Origin of the sequence: Allobacillus halotolerans, assembly GCF_018967645.1 — a bacterium.
Lineage (GTDB): Bacteria > Bacillota > Bacilli > Bacillales > Alkalibacillaceae > Allobacillus > Allobacillus halotolerans.
In genome coordinates this window covers 20,595-36,442 of the sequence record NZ_JAHLZF010000009.1, presented here as the reverse complement: position 1 = coordinate 36,442, position 15,848 = coordinate 20,595, and the positions used below count along the sequence as shown (strand labels likewise).

Below are 15,848 nucleotides of genomic sequence, written 5' to 3'. Positions count from 1 at the left end.
ATACCGCGACAGCTCTTTTATTTTCCACTAATGTTTCGAGGAATGACTTCCTTGCTGTCCTTGTCCCATCATATTGTTGATACCTGGAATCATTTGTTGAAGTTGGCCTCCTCTGCCTGTCATCATACTATAGGCAGCCGCTCCAATTCCGATGGATGCAACGATCGGTAACCAATCGACGTTTTTCATTTTCTTATCACACCTTTCCCTTATAATTCATCTATAGTTTGTGATGCTAAAACAAAGGCTATGTATGACAATAGATGGGATGGAATTTGGGGTAATTAAGCGCTTTAATGGACTCATTCCGTCTTGCTACCCGGGCATACCGTGCTTTTATCCAATGATTCCGTTCTAAATCGAGTTGATTCCGTGGTTTTTTCGAACTATTCCGTGCATCTTTATAACTATTCCGTGCTTAATTATTTTGCGAAATGGAAACGCTCATTTAAGATAAGAATAGATGTTGCAAAAAAGGAAGTGCTGAAAAAATGGAACCAAAACAGGCTATTCGATTCGATCATGTTGATTACAAGATTGATGACACGAAAATTTTGAAAGATATTAATCACGGATTTAATCAAGGGGAAATCACAACACTTGTCGGACCTTCCGGAGCTGGAAAAACGACGTTAATCCGGCTGTGCAATGGGCTGATTTCACCGACTAAAGGACGAATTTACATTCATGATCAGCCAATTGATGAATACAACCCCGTCGATCTCCGGAAAAAAGTCGGTATGGTCATGCAAGGCGTGACGATGCTAAAAGGGACGGTCAGAGAAAATTTGGCTATTCCGTTGAAATTACAGGACAAGACATTAACCGATGAAGAAGCATCAAGACTGTTGGATATGGTCGGCCTACCCGCTTCTTTCTTGGATAAAAATAGTAACAGCTTATCTGGCGGACAAAAACAACGCATCTCGATCGCACGCTCACTCGTGAATCGTCCAAGTGTCCTGCTGCTCGATGAGATAACTTCTTCACTCGACACCGTTTCTCAACAAGAAGTCGAATCATTGATCAAACGAATTAATGAAGAATATAAAACGACGATTGTCTGGATTACCCATAACTTACGTCAGGCTTTAAACATCGGTGATTACAGCTGGGTGATGATGGACGGCGAAGTGATTGAGACAGGAAAGAGCGAATTTCTAAATCAACCGAACGATGAACGGGTCAAAGCATTTGTAAGGAGCGAATTTCAATGAGTTATCTAACATTAGCTTTTTCACTCATATTTGTTTTAATTCCATTAATTCTATCTAAAACGTTAAATCTTGGGCTTGAGAAAGATACAATCATTGCGACGATACGCTCCATCATCCAACTACTTGCGGTTGGTTATATTTTGCAGTTCGTCTTCGACTCGGAAAGCTCCATTTACATTTGGCTCATGGTCGGCTTAATGATTGTTGCAGCCACCCAAAACGCCAGAAAAAAAGGAACCAGCATTCAAGGTATCACTTGGAAATTGGTGGGGACATTCATTTTTGTCGAGGTATTAACGCAAAGTGTTCTGATCGGATTGGGGATTACTCCACCAACAGCTCAGTATGTGATTCCCATCAGTGGAATGGTCATTGGAAACTCGATGGTGCTTGGAATTTTATTTTTAAATCGGTTTACGGCCGAAATGGATGACAAACGCAATGAAACCGAGCTGATTTTATCTCTTGGCGGAACGCCGAAACAAGCTGTTCAACGACAATTGAAAACGTCGATTCAAGCAAGTATTATCCCAACAATTGAAAGCCAAAAAACGATCGGGCTCGTTCAACTTCCCGGAATGATGAGCGGACAAATCATTGCCGGCGCTGACCCTGTTCAAGCCGTTTTATTTCAGCTTTTAATTTTATTCTTGTTACTGACGACTGCCGTAATTACTAGTGCATTGCTTGGCTTCCTGTCTTATCCGACGCTCTTTAATGAACGTATGCAATTGCTCGAGGAAAAAATCAAGACCGATTCCTAAGCTGATGACGACATCATTTACCTCAGATATGGCCGTGAGAACTCATCTTACGACTTTTATCTCTATAATTTAATAAACCTGTGAAACTTAGCCTTATAATTTTTTTGAACAATCCATAAGACATAAAAAAAGGCATATCAATCGCACTCCAAATTGACATGCCTTCCTATTTTAGTCTTTTTGATCTTTTTTCCGATCAATTGTTCCATCGCTATAATCATCAGAAACCTGCTCGCGTGTTTCAGCTAGTCCTTCCTTAAACTGTGAATCATCCGATTGGTCATAGGATGGATCGTAATTTTTTTCAGCGATTTTCTCGCTATCTTTTTTGTTATATTTCTTTTCGGACATGTTTAGCCTCCATTCATTTTTTGTTAGTGAACAGAAAATTGAATCGCATGCTATACGTGTTCCCTTTTAATCCATCCTTTAATCGAAATCTTATCCACCGAAAAACAAGTCAACGATGTTCCCTGCAGTGGAAGTGTTTCTGTTGTATAACTCGGAGTAGCCGCAATTCTTACAGTAAACAACTTGAAATTTATTATGCTGCACATCAAATAATTTCGATAGCCCTGCCCCGCTTGTTGCGATTTCTTTTGTGGCTGCATCGGTACTTCCGCATTTAATACATCCTTCTGATTTCATAAGAAATATTCCCCCTTAGTTATTTATTGTATTCGTAAAAAATCCCATCTTGTCACGATTCCTAATAAACCTTCCTCTTCTTTACCATTTTCGGTGACCAATAAGGCATCAATTTTTATACCTTCTTCCAGGTTGTCTTTAAAGATTTCCTTTGCATCATAAACAGACATTTCGCGATCGACAAATTCATAATTATGCTGTTCTTCCTCATACGAGATGACTTGATGCAGTTTTGTCTCCACCAAAGAAACAATCTCATCTTCCACATTCCTCGATAGCCAGTTGGTGACCCCACTTTCGGAAAGAAGGCCAATGAATTTTTCACCATCATATACCGGAAATTGGGTAAATTCTTGTTCGCGAATGGTTTGTAAAATCGTCGCCAATGAATCAAGCTTAAGATCGCAACAAAGATCAATGCATTAGTGCTGCCACTTTCGGTAACGAAGCGTGGCTAGGTCCTGCTTGAAAAATCACCACTTCTTTTTGAAATGTCGGGAACACTTTTCGTGGGTGAATAATCTCTTCTTCAATCATCTTGATTTTTTCCACGGTCGAGTCATGCGGTTCGGCGATCGTAAAAGCAGGATTCGTTGAATTATGTACAATCGCGTTACGTAAATCGGCAAATTCACGTAAATCATTTTCATAGCGCTTTACGACGGCATTCTTTTTCGATGATTCTTTGACCATGAAGCTAAATGTTTGGTATTCATCGCTTCCGAATTGCGTGCGTAATGCTTTTCAATCCGATTGAATGATGCAAGATAACGATCGGAATTATCCGGCATGTTTTCACCTCTTTCTTTATTGATATCCATTCTATATACTCTTCGCCTTTATGATGAAAAAATCCTACTTCACTTCGGACTTCTTTCGTCCGACTTACCAAAATTCGAAAAAGAGCTACCGTTTAAAAACGATAGCTCCTGTCCACTCAAATTATTCAACCTCGCCTTTTGCATCCAACACCAAAAGGGTCCCCTTGAAATTTTCATACACATAATGCCAAAGCTCAGGCTCTTCTTTGTACCTGCGTGTCAGTTCTTGAATCATTTCTTTTTGTTTCTCTTTAAAATCAGGATCCTCTTTGTCAGGAAGGCTGTCACGAAATTCATCGACGATTTGTTGAACTTCCGGAGCACGCGGCCCCCATTCGCCCACCAACTCACCTTGATCATTCAAAATCAAAACAATCGGAATCGAGCGTGAACCATTGGTTAAATGACGATCGATCAAATCCGTATCTTCATCCCGATACACAACGCGCGTCTCTTTTTCCGCCGCTTCAGCCAGTTTACGAATGACCGGATTAATCATCATCGCATCGCCACACCAATCTTCCGTGATAATCAAAAAGTGAACTGGAAAATCTTTTAATTGTTCAGCAAAGCCATCATCCGGAAGTTTAAAGTTTTCATACACTTGAAAGCTTTCTTCTTTCAGTTTACTCATGTTGTCCATATATTCCTGAATCGTTTGTCCTTCTTCAAAGTACTCCTGCTCAGTTTTCATCGGATTCAACCTCTTTCTTTCGGTAGTTTTCGAGATATATTCAGTATGACCCATGCCGATTAATCTAGGCAACTAGTTCGCTTGATAGAGGAACATTCTAAATTCCCTGTAAATATTTCTGAATTTTGTTTCTTATTTTTGGAAATTAAGATACATTAGAATTAACCATTCATTTTTAGGGGGGACGAGGATTGAGCAAGCATACGAAGCCTGAAAAGAGCTGGATGATGTATGACATGGCAAATTCCGCCTATTCAGTCGTCATCACAACAGCCATCTTTCCGATTTATTATAAAGCAGTGGCTAATGAAGCTGGTGTCAGTGCCGCGGATTCAACCGCCTATTTAGGGTACACGATCTCCATTGCAACATTTATCCTGGCCATGCTGGGACCTATTCTCGGTTCAGTTGCCGATTTCAAAGATATGAAACGTAAATTTTTCACTTTCTTCTTTTTACTCGGTTCGTTATCCACAATCGGCTTAGTACTTGTGCCCGAAGACCAGTGGCTACTCTTACTGATCATTTACACACTGACAGCCATCGGAGCACGTGGAGCGAATCTTTTTTACGACGCTTACTTGGTTGATGTGACGGAAAGGGACAAGATGGATGACCTATCTGCCAAAGGATTTGCTGTTGGTTACATAGGCAGTGTCATTCCATTCATCCTCTCGATTTCTGTGATCATTTTAAGCCAGCAAGAAATTCTTCCGCTTTCCGTCGGTAATGCCAGTAAAATTGCGTTTTTGATCACGGCAATTTGGTGGATTCTATTTACGATTCCTTTATTAAAAAATGTTCGCCAAAAACACTGGATTGAACGCAAACCACGAATTGTCGCGAACAGCTTCAAAGAATTGAAGAAAACTTTTTTGGAAATCAAACAACATAAAGCGATCCTGCTCTTTTTGATTGCTTACTTCTTTTATATTGATGGGGTTGGAACCATCATCTCGATGTCAACCGCTTACGGAACAGATGTCGGTTTAGGTGCAACGGACTTGATTATCGCTCTACTTGCGGTTCAAATTGTTGCAGCGCCATTTGCCATGTTATTCGGTCGCCTTGCCCGTAAATTCGGCGCTAAGCGAATGATTTATGTCGGCATTTTTATTTATATCATCGTTTGTGTGTACGCCATGTTCTTGGATAACGTCGTAGACTTTTGGATTCTAGCCATGCTCGTTGCATCAGCGCAAGGTGGGATCCAAGCCCTCAGTCGGTCCTTTTTCGCCCAAATGGTTCCGAAAGAAAAATCCAACTCATTCTTTGGATTTTATAACGTATTCGGACGTTTTGCCGCCGTATCGGGACCGTTTCTCGTTGGGGGAATGACCCAATTAACTGGAAATTCAGCCTACGGTGTCTTCAGCTTAGTCATTTTATTCATCATCGGCTTTATCATTCTTTTATTTGTACCGGACCCACGGAACGAACAAACTGCTTAACCATACGTAAAAAAGCCATGCAGTCGATATTCAGCTGCATGGCTTTTTCGTGTGTTCATAAAACACACCTATTGACTTTCGCTATACATGGATTCCATTCATTCCCATTATGTCGAATTGACGATCGAATGAGAAAATCTTTTGGATACCTAATTCCTTCATGATCACGACACTTAATGCATTACAGTAGGAGATTTTTTGATCGTTGAATTTGGTTAATAGCTGAAGTGCCGATGTCCGAAACGATGGTGTAACTTCAGCAACCATAAATTCATCTTCTTCTAACACCGTTTTCAAAAAATGGTGAGCCACTTTATAGCCCATTCGATATCTTAGAAGTGTGTAGGTTTCTGTGAGGATTGCATTCGTGACGATGAGTTCTTGTCCAGTTAGTGAGGAAGCAAGTTGTTTGGCTTGATCATGATATTGATCGCTCACATCATTCAAAGCGATCAATGCACTTGTATCGATTAAACACTTATTTTTTCTCATTTTCATAAATCTCCACCAAATAACCATCATGTTTAACAGAAGTGTCCCCGGCTGAGTCTATCGAATAACGCTCTGCTTCTTCAGCCATCTCAAGTAGTGGATTTCTTACCGGCTTTTCTCTTAAGGCATATTCACGAATCGCATCCCGAACGATTTCTGCTTCCGAACAACCTTTGTCAGAGGCAAGTTCTTTTAACAACCGATCGTCTTCATGTGTTAAATGAAACTGTTTTCTTTTCATAGAATTATCCATCGCGAGACCTCCTACACACCTATTATACATTAAGTGTGTAGGATAGTGAATTAAAATAGGTCTACCTATGCATTTTTCTCTATTGACTTTGCACCGAAACTAGCGTAAATTACTTAATGGACGAACAATTTATATTAATAATAAAATAATGTTCGTTTTCAAAGGAGAATAATGATGAATAACGTATTCGACTATGAAGATATTCAGCTGATTCCGAAAAAGTGTATTGTGATGAGCCGCTCTGAATGCAATCCGACGGTAAGGTTGGGTAAGCATCAATTTAAGTTACCAGTCGTACCTGCAAATATGCAGACAGTGATCGATGAAAAGGTCGCTATCTTTTTAGCCGAAAATGATTATTTTTACGTCATGCATCGTTTCGAACCTGAAACACGCTATGACTTCATCAAAGATATGCACACTCGTGGGCTAATTGCTTCAATTAGTGTTGGGGTGAAAGATGACGAGTATAGCTTTATTGAAAAACTGGCAGACAATCAAGTCGAACCCGATTTTATAACAATTGATATTGCACACGGTCATTCCAATGCCGTCATTGAAATGATTAAACATATCAAAAAGCACCTACCAAATAGCTTCATCATTGCAGGAAACGTCGGTACACCGGATGCTGTTCGCAACTTAGAAGCAGCTGGTGCAGATGCCACAAAAGTCGGGATCGGACCTGGAAAAGCTTGTACAACGAAAATCAAAACGGGTTTCGGCACAGGTGGCTGGCAATTGGCAGCACTACAATGGTGCGCCGAAGCAGCAACAAAACCACTCATCGCTGACGGTGGAATTCGTACGCATGGAGATATTGCCAAGTCGATCCGTTTTGGCGCTTCAATGGTTATGGTTGGCTCTCTATTTGCAGGCCATGAAGAATCACCTGGTGAAACCGTTGAACTTGAGGGAAAAAAATATAAAGAGTATTTTGGTTCTGCTTCTGAATATCAAAAAGGCGAGAAGAAAAACGTCGAAGGTAAGAAAATGCTTGTAGAGTATAAAGGGAACTTGATCGATACACTAAAGGAAATTGAACAAGATCTTCAATCTTCCATTTCTTATGCTGGAGGCAAGACGCTCGAAGCAATCCGTGATGTCGATTATGTTGTCGTCAGAAACACCATCTTTAATGGAGACCGATAACCGGATACTTTACAAGGATTCATTAATCTTTTACGATGAAAGTAGAATCGAAAATTAAATATGCTCAAGCACTAGGGGAGCTATCTGTTTAGGATGGCTGAGATGGCGTTGCCAGACCCTCATTACCCGAACTGGATAATACTAGCGTGGGAAAGTGCAGTTCACAGGATTATTTTCTATAACAGATCGTGTGTACAACTGCATTCCCACGGGAGTGCAGTTTTTTTATTTTAAAAAATTTAAGGAGGAATTTATGATGACGAACGAATGTGGAACGAATCGAATCGCCGGATGCCAGTTTACACTATTTCCGATGAGTGAGGACTTTGTAGACGTCATCTTATCGGCTCTGGAACAAGTAGACACATCAAAGGTTTGGAAAGAAACAGACGACGTCAGCACATGTATCCGCGGAAAAATGGTCCATGTTTTTGACGTAGCGAACGCGATCTTTTTGCATGCTGTTAAGTCTGGTAAACATGTAGCGATGAGTGGAACGTTTTCCATCGGTTGTCCCGGAGACAGCGAGGGCCATGTCTATATGGATGAAACAAACGAACCGATGAACCAACAGAATGTTCAGGAAATCCAGCAAAAAGCAGGCTGCAAATTTGCCCTCTACCCAATGGGAACAGAAGATTATATGGAGAAAATCACCGAACAAATCGACCTGTCCAAAGAGTGGGGTGTTAAGGTCACGCCGACTCACTATGCCACCCGATTAGATGGCGAAGTAAAGGATATTTTCAGCGCAATGAAAGAATCATTCGCCAAAGTGCAAACCGTCGTCAACCATATCACCATGACCTTCACCATCTCTGCAAACAGCCCGTCGAATCAGTAGAATAGAAATTAAAGGGTTGTTTTAATCATGTATTCGCAATTTGAGCATATTGTGGAAGCATTTTTTTGCTGGCTTTATTTCGTGTTGAGTAAATTCTTCAATGAGGTTCGTATTTAACTATTTGATGTCTAATTACCTCATTACCGAATGTAGATAATTTAGTGATGAATGGCTTTGATATACCACTAGAGAGTTATTTTCATTCGCATCAAGGCTTTCACTATACTCATCTAGAGTTTCAGAAAGTGATTTAAAAAATGGATTGCACACAATCAATGTCGCATTGTGGCAATTGCTTAGATAACTCACTAATGGAATCCTTTTTTGGATATTTAAAAAATGTGGTCAATATCAGAAGTTGTAGAACCATAAAAGAATTATGATCATTGATAAATGAATATATATTAGATTACAACACGTCGAGATATCAACAGACAGTAAATAAGATGACCCCGGATCAATATCGAGATTCACTTATAGCTGCGTTGTTTTTATAAATTGCCTACTTTCAGAAGTACAATTCAATATATTTACCATTGGCTGAACTCCTTTGTCTCTCAATTAATCAATATCTTTTATACTTCAAATAACTTTTGATTCCGAACACTGAATAGATTAATAGAATGATAATTCCTAACGTGATTGATATATTGAATCCTATGTTCACATGATAAGCCCCTGCTAGAATTATGAAAACAACCAATATTCCTCCAAGCACCTTATTTTTTTGTAGGATTGAAGGTAAAATTAAAAATAGAAGACTTGCTATTACTAAAATGAAAGCAATGATTACTAGTTGAATGGTAAATTCATTCATACAAACAAACCTCCCCATTAATATAACGCTATTCCTTCTTACATAAATATACTACTAAATAGTAAAGACTGTAAAAAAATTTTTAGTTTCTAATTATAACATAACTGAAGTTTGAGCTGATAGTTTTTTCAGTCACTTTTGAGCGTTAATTCGTATTTTTAAAATAAAAAAGTCCATAATTGTTTTTTTCTGACTATTGCGTTAATATGTAGTAAATAATAAAAAGAAATGGAGAGAGGAAAATGAAAAAGTTTATTCTATCAATTACTGTAGTTCTATTGTTTTTTAGTACTGTTGGCTCAACATCTTACGCTACTGCGATAGAAGCTAATGACGGTATTCAGCCGATGGCAATAACAGTAGAGGTGGATAAGCCTATTTATGATTTAGATTATGTATCCAACTATGAATTAGGACAGATTTTAGCTGAAAGAGATAGAGCAACCACTTGGTATACCATTGCGAGTGAAATAGTTTTCTTAGGTAATTTGACACCTGTAGGGATTGTTAATAGTATAGCTTTAGCTCTAGAAAATGAAGGAGAAAACAGTCTTGAACGGGCTTACTATAATGGTGATGATTTATATTATGCAATTTTAAATGCTAATGGAAAAAAACATAGTTTAACACATGAGGCTGTTATGATACCTTCTCAAGCTCCAATTAATTTTGTATATACTGGATATTAAAAATAACTTGAATTACTTATCAGGATTTTTGATTATTGAATAATAATTCACCTTTTGAATTTTATTTTTTGTTTAATCGTACTATGTATAAAATTAAAACATCCTCGATAATAGTACAACACCTGCGAGGGTGCAACAGCCGATTCCCTTTCAAAGTGGGATCGGCTTATATGCAAGTTCTGAAGTAACCTGCTGACCGAGCCAACGATCAAGGGTAGGTTACTTCTTATTTAAGCAGGCTAACACACCTAGAATTAAAATTGAAAAGAAATCAATGAGAGCTCTTCAAGGACTATTAGCATAGATAGCCCAACCTTTCTTTAGGGAGGAAATGAAGATTGCTGACCCACCTTTGCGAGTGCATGTATTCCATTAATACAAAAACAAAAAGTATTACGTTGATTTAGGTTTCTTAGCTTTTAAGAAGTACTCACCATATTCCCCAATATGTACTTTTTCAATTTAGGTTCCTTTTTAGCGATAGTCATTATAGCAAGTAGAAACTTACAAAAAAAGTTCTAAAACAATTTGTTTTTTCAATATAAAGAACGAAAGGTTTCTCTTTTTTAATTGCCAATGAAATCTTTATCTTCCGGTATGTTTTTTCTCTTTAAACTGTATCTTGTTTTACTACAAAAATTCTCCTAAATTAACACAAAAAATACAACCCGAATTTTAAACTAATATAAAATAAATCATGGAAGATTAATTTTGCGCACTTGAAGACAAAAACTGCTCAACCCTTTGTTCTAATTCTTCGATCCGCGCTTCCTGCTTAATGAAAGCAGTGATTAGGACTGCGAACACAAAAGCAACGAGAATAATGGCAAACCATATATATTCAACGATCAATCCTAAAAAGAAAAATGAAAAAATGCTACAAACAATGACACATGCCAAAAAGGTACCGATAAATTCTTTCAAGCGTTCTCCCCTCCCTAAGTTTAAGCATTGAATTGCCAGGCAATTTAATGCTTTTTTTATGTGGCGAGTGCGAGTAAACACTGAACCAAAGTAAATGAACATTGAAGCCTGGTGGTTGAACACTGAAGCTCGAAAGATGAACACTGAAGCCGAGTGTTTGAACACTGATGACTGAAGAATTAACATTGAAGCCTGACACAACAACACTGAAGCCAGACCCCACTAAATAAGATCCTTGTAGAAACCCGTTGCCTTTCCTTCAAAACCTCTATCTTTATAAAATTGTTGCGCATCGCTCCGCTCGTCTCGATTACCACTATTCAAAACTAATTTAGTAGCTCCCTTTTCTCTAGCCCATTCCTCAGCTGTTTGGATTAACCGCTCACCAATTCCTTGTCTCCGATAATTTTGATCAACAACTAAAGCAACGATCCTTATGTAATTACCATTCTTTTCGTAGTGGTAGCCAAGGTTCATCCCTATCATTCCAGCGATGTTCCCATTCACTTCCGCTACTTGCGTATTATATAAGAGATTTGTGCCTATATTTTTAAATCTACCTTTCATCTCCTCGTCTGTTGTTGGATACCCTAACCCCCCATCAAACGAGCTAATTCACTTACATCTTCCATTGTTGCTTTTCGAATCAAGCTATTCCTCCCGATAAATTACTTCCGACTATTGATAAAGTGTAGCTAACTGTCGACAACTGCTCTAACTGTTGATAAAACGCTTCTAACTGCCGATACAGCCACTCTAACTGTTGATAAAGCCGTGCTGACTGTTGATAGAGTCATTCTAACTGTTGATGAGATGCTACTAACTGTCGATACAGCTGCTCTAACTGTTGATAAAACACTGCTGACTGTCGATACAGATACCCTAACTGTTGATAAAACACTGCTAACTGCCGATACAGCCACGCTGATTGTTGATAAACTCACGCTAACTACTGATAATCACACCTAAGTTACTTTTCTAATCAACAAAACCTTAGCTATTTCAAAAAGCTTTTAACCATGCCTTTTTCGACCAGCCGCAGGAACCTTTCCAGCAAACTTCCGACCATAATAGTTTGTAAATACAATAATCATCGGCGTAAATACAATGGTTGGAAGAAACCAAATGAATAGGCTCACGGATTCAACTTGGAGCAGTCGAGGCGCACCGAATACGACAAATGCGGTGATCGCCGCAATGGAGCTTGCAAGCATTCCACTGATGTGTTCCACCACCCAGTGGGAACGATATTTTGGAACAGTCACCCAGTAAACGAGCTGTGTGCCTCCAAGAAAAAGGCCGACAATCGGGAAATATTGGAGTAATGGAAATCCAATAACCCAACCGTAGATCATCACCGCTATACTTGAGACAAGCAAAGCAAGAGGAAATAATAAATCGAGCAACTGCCGATGTGGGTGGTTTCTTCGCTTGAACTTCAAAACGCGTAATCCGTACCATACGGATGCACCACTCAAAATAGCAATAAAGATCAAAAACCACGAGAACGAACGTGCAGCAGCTTCAATATCTGGTGTCCATAGCAGACGATAAATCCCCATGTAAATTGCCGTCACCGAAATGCTCGCCATTGAAATGACAAATACCCATCCGGATTTTCTGTGAAGTTTGTTTCCTTTTCGCGTTAAAATAGGAACCCACAAAACCACTATTGCTGTAAAACCCGCAACCACGTGAATCCAAAGCGCCATTTGGAAAATGAACGTCATTCCATTTACCTTCTCCCTATTTGATTTTTCAAATAACTTATCATTAGGATATCATATCCTCCATTCGGAAAGGAGACTTAAATCGACTGCTTAAGCGATTAGCTTAGCATCTTGAACGTTTAGACGCTTTCTATGAGTAATTAGCGCGAACCCCTGAGCGGTTAGCTCGGTATTTTAAATGTTAAGTCTGTCATGCTGTTACCAAGAATTCATGGTATAATTCGGTGGCTTGTTCACTTTATTCGACGGCTTGGATGCTGAATTAAGCGGCTAGGACTCTCTTTTCAACGGCTTCTTCGCATAATTCAGCGGCTCGTTCGCTTTATTCAACGGGTTCTACTCATAATTCAGCGGCTAGAGCTCCTTTTTCGGTGGCTTTCCAGAACAACGAGCTACAGCGGTCAATCTTAAGCGGTCAGTAGCAAAAAATAAAAATACAGCTAGGCTCATGCTCCCAACTGTATTCTATCTCAATATTTCGCCAATACTTTATTTACTTCAGCCGCTTTCGTCGGCCTATCCGACCTTCTTTCTCATCATGAATGTTTCCCAACCAACACATCCAGATCAACTGTCACATTCCCAGACGATCCATGTACGAATCGATCGATCTTTTCTTGATCGGCATGCCATGCGAGTGGTGCCATTTGGGACAGATGCTTGCGTTCTTGTGCGGTCAGTTCCACTTGATTTGTTAATGAAATTACATCAATCAATTGAAAGTGTTCACCAAAGAGCGACGTAATTTTTTTATTATCATACGCTTGCGCCTCTTTTTTCCCGATTGCTTCCCGAAGTTCTGCCAGATAGTCAGACCGTGGAACGACCTTAATAATCAGCCCATCGTCGACTAACACGCGTTTAAACTCTTGATAATTCGCAGGTGAAAGGATGTTCATGATTACCGCCACTGATTGATCCGCTATAGGAAGATTGGCCAGGTCTGCAACAAACCACATTTGATCTTTGTATTGCCCTGCTGCCATCTTGACGCCTTCTTTTGAAATGTCGATCCCAATACCGCTAACGGTTGGTTCTTGCTGACTCTTCACAACCTCATGCAGATGTGATCCTTCTCCGCTTCCTGCATCCAATATCATATACTGACCAGCTTCCGGTAAATTTTCAGCTACGATTTCAGCTATTTTTTTATGCAAAAGATGATACAAACCCGTCTCCGTTATGATTTGACGCCTCGAAGCGAACAACTTTTTATCATACTGACTGTCACTAGGCTGATTCAACAAATTCACATAGCCTTGTTTGGCCAGATCAAATGAATGTCGATTCGTACAAATTAGTTTATTTGATTCACCTATTCTTATAGGCTGATGACAAATCGGACAGCGCAATTGTTGCTCATGATGTTGAATACGTTTTGCTGATTCTTCTATACTCGACAATTTCAATGCTTCCTTCCAATACAATAGTATCTCCATTATAAGGAAAGAAAAGTGTCGATTCCATCCTAACAAAAAAAAAGACCGGAGATTCCCGGTCCATTGAAACAATATTAAACCAAAGTTTCACTGAGGATTTCCTCCCCAAGATTTTCTTGCTCCATATATTGTTGGTGCCAAATGATAAAGACCAACACCGCCCAGATCTTTCTGGAATAATCGATTTTACCGAATCGGTGGGCTTCCAATAATTCAAGGACATACTCTTTATTGAACAAATGGTCAGTCGGACTCTCTTCGATGAGATTTTTCGCCCATTCATATAGTTCATTTTGTAACCAATGACGAATCGGCACCGGGAATCCCAGCTTACGGTTATACAACACGGAGTCAGGTACAATTCCTCGCATAGCCTCCCGCAACATATACTTGGTTGTTTCCTTTGTAACGCACTGGTCGGGTGTTAATTTGGAAGCAACCTCGAATACTTTCCGATCCATGAACGGTGTGCGGATCTCCAGACCATGTGCAGCAGTCATCCGATTTGCCTTGACGAGAATATCGCCGGGTACCCATGTATGCAAGTCAATGTACTGCATTTTTTGAATATCTGGGTAATGCGATACTTGGTTGTATAAGGGCTCAGTGATTTTCCGATAATCATATTCTGCTTTGTAATTCTTTAAGACGGAAGCTTTTTCAGTCTCATTAAAGAGCTTCGCATTCCCGATAAATCGATCCTCCAGTGGGGTCGTTCCACGTTCAATGAAACTTTTCCCTCGCATCCCTTCTGGCAATTTTTCTGCCAGCTGATTCAGCATTGAATGCATCGATTTCGGCACATAGTGAAACATTCTTAACGAATTAGGCTCACGGTAAATATTATAACCGCCAAACAACTCATCTGCCCCTTCTCCGGAAAGGATGACATCGACCTGTTTCTTCGCCTCTCTGGAGATAAAATAAAGCGGAATCGCGGCCGGATCTGCGACAGGTGTTTCCATTTCTCCGATTATATTAGGCAGCTCTTCCATGAATTCATCGATCCCAACGACATAATGATGATTATCCACACCTAATTGAAGAGCGGTATTCTTCGCAATATCAATTTCACTATACCCATCACGTTCAAATCCAACAGTAAACGTCTGGATGGTCGGATGAATCTCCTTCGCCAAGGCTACGACGGCACTTGAATCCACGCCACCGGAAAGAAATGCACCAATTGGCCGATCTGACTGCACATGCGTATGGACGGAGTCTCTTACCGTATCTCTTATTTCTTTCAACTGTGAATTTGAAACTCTCTCGCTTGGATTAAAACTCGGCTTCCAATACGTATTGGTCACCATAGGTTCGCCTGGTCTTTTCGTCAAATAATGACCTGGTTGTAGCCGTTTGATTTCTTGTTGCATCACTTGTGGTTCAGGTACGTATTGGTAGGTCAGATAATGATGTAATCCCTCTATGTTTAGTTCTTCTTTCTCTCCATCAACCAGATACTTCACTTCTCCGGAAACGGAAAGGCCCGCTTCACTTTCTAAATAAAAGAACGGTTTGATGCCAAATGGATCCCTTGCTCCAAACAACTCTTTCTCTTCCTTATCCCAAATCAATAAGCTGAACATACCACGTAATTGATCGAGCATTTTTTCCTTTTGATCCATATACATGGCTAACAGGACTTCTGTTTCCAATGTCGTTGAAAAAGAATAACCGCTATCTTCCAGTTTTGCTCGTAGCTCTTTCACATTGTAGATTGCCCCATCGAAAACTATGACAACTCGTTCTTTTTCAAAAATCTTCCCTTCCGGTGGAGCATCCATAGTCACTTGATTGTACCCTAGAAAAATCGATTCATCCCTATAATGAAATTCATCTTCCATCTCATTTACATCGACTGCCAATGGATGATTACGTAAATATCCATGAAATTTTGTCATCTGAAAACC

At 39.6% G+C, this 15,848-nt stretch carries 21 protein-coding genes and 1 riboswitch; of the genes, 7 read left to right on the top strand and 14 right to left on the bottom strand.

The window, feature by feature from the left end:
* Nucleotides 1–27: 27 nt before the first annotated feature.
* Nucleotides 28–189: a hypothetical protein gene (locus KQ486_RS07455; RefSeq protein WP_212369769.1), complete on the bottom strand. Its 162-nt coding sequence runs from the start codon at nucleotides 187–189 to the stop codon at nucleotides 28–30.
* A gap of 302 nt (nucleotides 190–491) precedes the next feature.
* Between KQ486_RS07455 and KQ486_RS07450 the strand changes: the two genes are divergently transcribed.
* Nucleotides 492–1,217 (top strand): ABC transporter ATP-binding protein, encoded by a 726-nt coding sequence (locus KQ486_RS07450; protein WP_216687215.1) that lies wholly within the window; start codon nucleotides 492–494, stop codon nucleotides 1,215–1,217.
* Entirely contained in the window at nucleotides 1,214–1,981 is a 768-nt protein-coding gene (locus KQ486_RS07445) for an ABC transporter permease (RefSeq protein ID WP_212369763.1), read from the top strand. Before KQ486_RS07450 ends, KQ486_RS07445 begins: the two co-directional genes overlap by 4 nt.
* Nucleotides 1,982–2,152: 171 nt before the next feature.
* Here KQ486_RS07445 and KQ486_RS07440 read toward each other — a convergent pair whose 3' ends face one another.
* The 6 genes from KQ486_RS07440 to KQ486_RS07415 all read right to left on the bottom strand — a co-directional run bounded on the left by KQ486_RS07440 (nucleotide 2,153) and on the right by KQ486_RS07415 (nucleotide 4,144).
* Nucleotides 2,153–2,332 carry a YozQ family protein gene (locus KQ486_RS07440; protein ID WP_212369760.1) on the bottom strand — a complete coding sequence of 60 codons (180 nt, stop codon included), beginning with the start codon at nucleotides 2,330–2,332 and terminating at the stop codon, nucleotides 2,153–2,155.
* 90 nt (nucleotides 2,333–2,422) lie between these two features.
* Entirely contained in the window at nucleotides 2,423–2,629 is a 207-nt protein-coding gene (locus KQ486_RS07435; RefSeq protein ID WP_212369758.1) for a zinc ribbon domain-containing protein, read from the bottom strand.
* 23 nt (nucleotides 2,630–2,652) lie between these two features.
* On the bottom strand, nucleotides 2,653–3,015 hold the full coding sequence (locus KQ486_RS07430) for a CBS domain-containing protein (RefSeq protein WP_212369755.1): 363 nt from the start codon (nucleotides 3,013–3,015) through the stop codon (nucleotides 2,653–2,655).
* A gap of 28 nt (nucleotides 3,016–3,043) precedes the next feature.
* Entirely contained in the window at nucleotides 3,044–3,322 is a 279-nt protein-coding gene (locus tag KQ486_RS07425) for a hypothetical protein (RefSeq protein WP_216687214.1), read from the bottom strand.
* A complete protein-coding gene (locus tag KQ486_RS07420) occupies nucleotides 3,286–3,450 on the bottom strand; it encodes a hypothetical protein (RefSeq protein ID WP_216687213.1) in 165 nt (54 codons plus the stop codon). The genes KQ486_RS07425 and KQ486_RS07420 overlap by 37 nt, the downstream gene beginning before the upstream one ends.
* A 121-nt stretch (nucleotides 3,451–3,571) precedes the next feature.
* Nucleotides 3,572–4,144, bottom strand: a complete 573-nt coding sequence (locus tag KQ486_RS07415) for a thioredoxin family protein (protein ID WP_212369750.1) — start codon at nucleotides 4,142–4,144, stop codon at nucleotides 3,572–3,574.
* Nucleotides 4,145–4,335: 191 nt separating this feature from the next.
* Between KQ486_RS07415 and KQ486_RS07410 the strand changes: the two genes are divergently transcribed.
* Entirely contained in the window at nucleotides 4,336–5,595 is a 1,260-nt protein-coding gene (locus KQ486_RS07410) for an MFS transporter (protein ID WP_216687212.1), read from the top strand.
* Nucleotides 5,596–5,676: 81 nt separating this feature from the next.
* Here KQ486_RS07410 and KQ486_RS07405 read toward each other — a convergent pair whose 3' ends face one another.
* A complete protein-coding gene (locus KQ486_RS07405; RefSeq protein ID WP_216687211.1) occupies nucleotides 5,677–6,087 on the bottom strand; it encodes a type II toxin-antitoxin system VapC family toxin in 411 nt (136 codons plus the stop codon).
* Nucleotides 6,074–6,340, bottom strand: a complete 267-nt coding sequence (locus tag KQ486_RS07400) for a ribbon-helix-helix protein, CopG family (RefSeq protein ID WP_216687210.1) — start codon at nucleotides 6,338–6,340, stop codon at nucleotides 6,074–6,076. Before KQ486_RS07400 ends, KQ486_RS07405 begins: the two co-directional genes overlap by 14 nt.
* A 174-nt stretch (nucleotides 6,341–6,514) precedes the next feature.
* On the opposite strand from KQ486_RS07400, the gene guaC reads away from it, so the two are divergent.
* From guaC to KQ486_RS07380, 3 genes are all read left to right on the top strand, one after another.
* Entirely contained in the window at nucleotides 6,515–7,492 is a 978-nt protein-coding gene (gene guaC, locus KQ486_RS07395) for a GMP reductase (protein WP_311379174.1), read from the top strand.
* A 63-nt stretch (nucleotides 7,493–7,555) separates the two neighbouring features.
* A riboswitch (TPP riboswitch) is annotated at nucleotides 7,556–7,662 on the top strand.
* Nucleotides 7,663–7,748: 86 nt separating this feature from the next.
* Nucleotides 7,749–8,336: a YkoF family thiamine/hydroxymethylpyrimidine-binding protein gene (locus KQ486_RS07390; RefSeq protein WP_216687208.1), complete on the top strand. Its 588-nt coding sequence runs from the start codon at nucleotides 7,749–7,751 to the stop codon at nucleotides 8,334–8,336.
* 1,059 nt (nucleotides 8,337–9,395) lie between these two features.
* Nucleotides 9,396–9,842 carry a hypothetical protein gene (locus tag KQ486_RS07380; protein WP_216687206.1) on the top strand — a complete coding sequence of 149 codons (447 nt, stop codon included), beginning with the start codon at nucleotides 9,396–9,398 and terminating at the stop codon, nucleotides 9,840–9,842.
* Between the two features lie 705 nt (nucleotides 9,843–10,547).
* On the opposite strand, the gene KQ486_RS07375 is transcribed toward KQ486_RS07380, so the two are convergent.
* Both KQ486_RS07375 and KQ486_RS07370 read right to left on the bottom strand, forming a co-directional pair.
* Nucleotides 10,548–10,766 (bottom strand): hypothetical protein, encoded by a 219-nt coding sequence (locus KQ486_RS07375; RefSeq protein WP_216687205.1) that lies wholly within the window; start codon nucleotides 10,764–10,766, stop codon nucleotides 10,548–10,550.
* A 222-nt stretch (nucleotides 10,767–10,988) separates the two neighbouring features.
* On the bottom strand, nucleotides 10,989–11,333 hold the full coding sequence (locus KQ486_RS07370) for a GNAT family N-acetyltransferase (RefSeq protein WP_246569237.1): 345 nt from the start codon (nucleotides 11,331–11,333) through the stop codon (nucleotides 10,989–10,991).
* Between the two features lie 207 nt (nucleotides 11,334–11,540).
* On the opposite strand from KQ486_RS07370, the gene KQ486_RS07365 reads away from it, so the two are divergent.
* Nucleotides 11,541–11,735: a hypothetical protein gene (locus KQ486_RS07365; protein WP_216687204.1), complete on the top strand. Its 195-nt coding sequence runs from the start codon at nucleotides 11,541–11,543 to the stop codon at nucleotides 11,733–11,735.
* A gap of 44 nt (nucleotides 11,736–11,779) precedes the next feature.
* Here KQ486_RS07365 and KQ486_RS07360 read toward each other — a convergent pair whose 3' ends face one another.
* The 3 genes from KQ486_RS07360 to asnB form a co-directional block, all read right to left on the bottom strand.
* Entirely contained in the window at nucleotides 11,780–12,496 is a 717-nt protein-coding gene (locus tag KQ486_RS07360; protein WP_216687203.1) for a DUF2306 domain-containing protein, read from the bottom strand.
* A gap of 536 nt (nucleotides 12,497–13,032) precedes the next feature.
* Nucleotides 13,033–13,923 carry a putative RNA methyltransferase gene (locus KQ486_RS07355; protein ID WP_246569236.1) on the bottom strand — a complete coding sequence of 297 codons (891 nt, stop codon included), beginning with the start codon at nucleotides 13,921–13,923 and terminating at the stop codon, nucleotides 13,033–13,035.
* A gap of 86 nt (nucleotides 13,924–14,009) precedes the next feature.
* Nucleotides 14,010–15,839 (bottom strand): asparagine synthase (glutamine-hydrolyzing), encoded by a 1,830-nt coding sequence (gene asnB / locus KQ486_RS07350; protein ID WP_216687201.1) that lies wholly within the window; start codon nucleotides 15,837–15,839, stop codon nucleotides 14,010–14,012.
* Nucleotides 15,840–15,848: the final 9 nt, after the last annotated feature.

Bases quoted from the DNA above. Each gene is read 5' to 3' on its own strand.
- KQ486_RS07455 (WP_212369769.1), bottom strand. From the start codon at position 189: ATGAAAAACGTCGATTGGTTACCGATCGTTGCATCCATCGGAATTGGA.
- KQ486_RS07450 (WP_216687215.1), top strand. From the start codon at position 492: ATGGAACCAAAACAGGCTATTCGATTCGATCATGTTGATTACAAGATT.
- KQ486_RS07445 (WP_212369763.1), top strand. From the start codon at position 1,214: ATGAGTTATCTAACATTAGCTTTTTCACTCATATTTGTTTTAATTCCA.
- KQ486_RS07440 (WP_212369760.1), bottom strand. From the start codon at position 2,332: ATGTCCGAAAAGAAATATAACAAAAAAGATAGCGAGAAAATCGCTGAA.
- KQ486_RS07435 (WP_212369758.1), bottom strand. From the start codon at position 2,629: ATGAAATCAGAAGGATGTATTAAATGCGGAAGTACCGATGCAGCCACA.
- KQ486_RS07425 (WP_216687214.1), bottom strand. From the start codon at position 3,322: ATGGTCAAAGAATCATCGAAAAAGAATGCCGTCGTAAAGCGCTATGAA.
- KQ486_RS07420 (WP_216687213.1), bottom strand. From the start codon at position 3,450: ATGGATATCAATAAAGAAAGAGGTGAAAACATGCCGGATAATTCCGAT.
- KQ486_RS07415 (WP_212369750.1), bottom strand. From the start codon at position 4,144: ATGAAAACTGAGCAGGAGTACTTTGAAGAAGGACAAACGATTCAGGAA.
- KQ486_RS07405 (WP_216687211.1), bottom strand. From the start codon at position 6,087: ATGAGAAAAAATAAGTGTTTAATCGATACAAGTGCATTGATCGCTTTG.
- KQ486_RS07400 (WP_216687210.1), bottom strand. From the start codon at position 6,340: ATGGATAATTCTATGAAAAGAAAACAGTTTCATTTAACACATGAAGAC.
- guaC (WP_311379174.1), top strand. From the start codon at position 6,515: ATGAATAACGTATTCGACTATGAAGATATTCAGCTGATTCCGAAAAAG.
- KQ486_RS07390 (WP_216687208.1), top strand. From the start codon at position 7,749: ATGACGAACGAATGTGGAACGAATCGAATCGCCGGATGCCAGTTTACA.
- KQ486_RS07380 (WP_216687206.1), top strand. From the start codon at position 9,396: ATGAAAAAGTTTATTCTATCAATTACTGTAGTTCTATTGTTTTTTAGT.
- KQ486_RS07370 (WP_246569237.1), bottom strand. From the start codon at position 11,333: ATGAAAGGTAGATTTAAAAATATAGGCACAAATCTCTTATATAATACG.
- KQ486_RS07360 (WP_216687203.1), bottom strand. From the start codon at position 12,496: ATGACGTTCATTTTCCAAATGGCGCTTTGGATTCACGTGGTTGCGGGT.
- asnB (WP_216687201.1), bottom strand. From the start codon at position 15,839: ATGACAAAATTTCATGGATATTTACGTAATCATCCATTGGCAGTCGAT.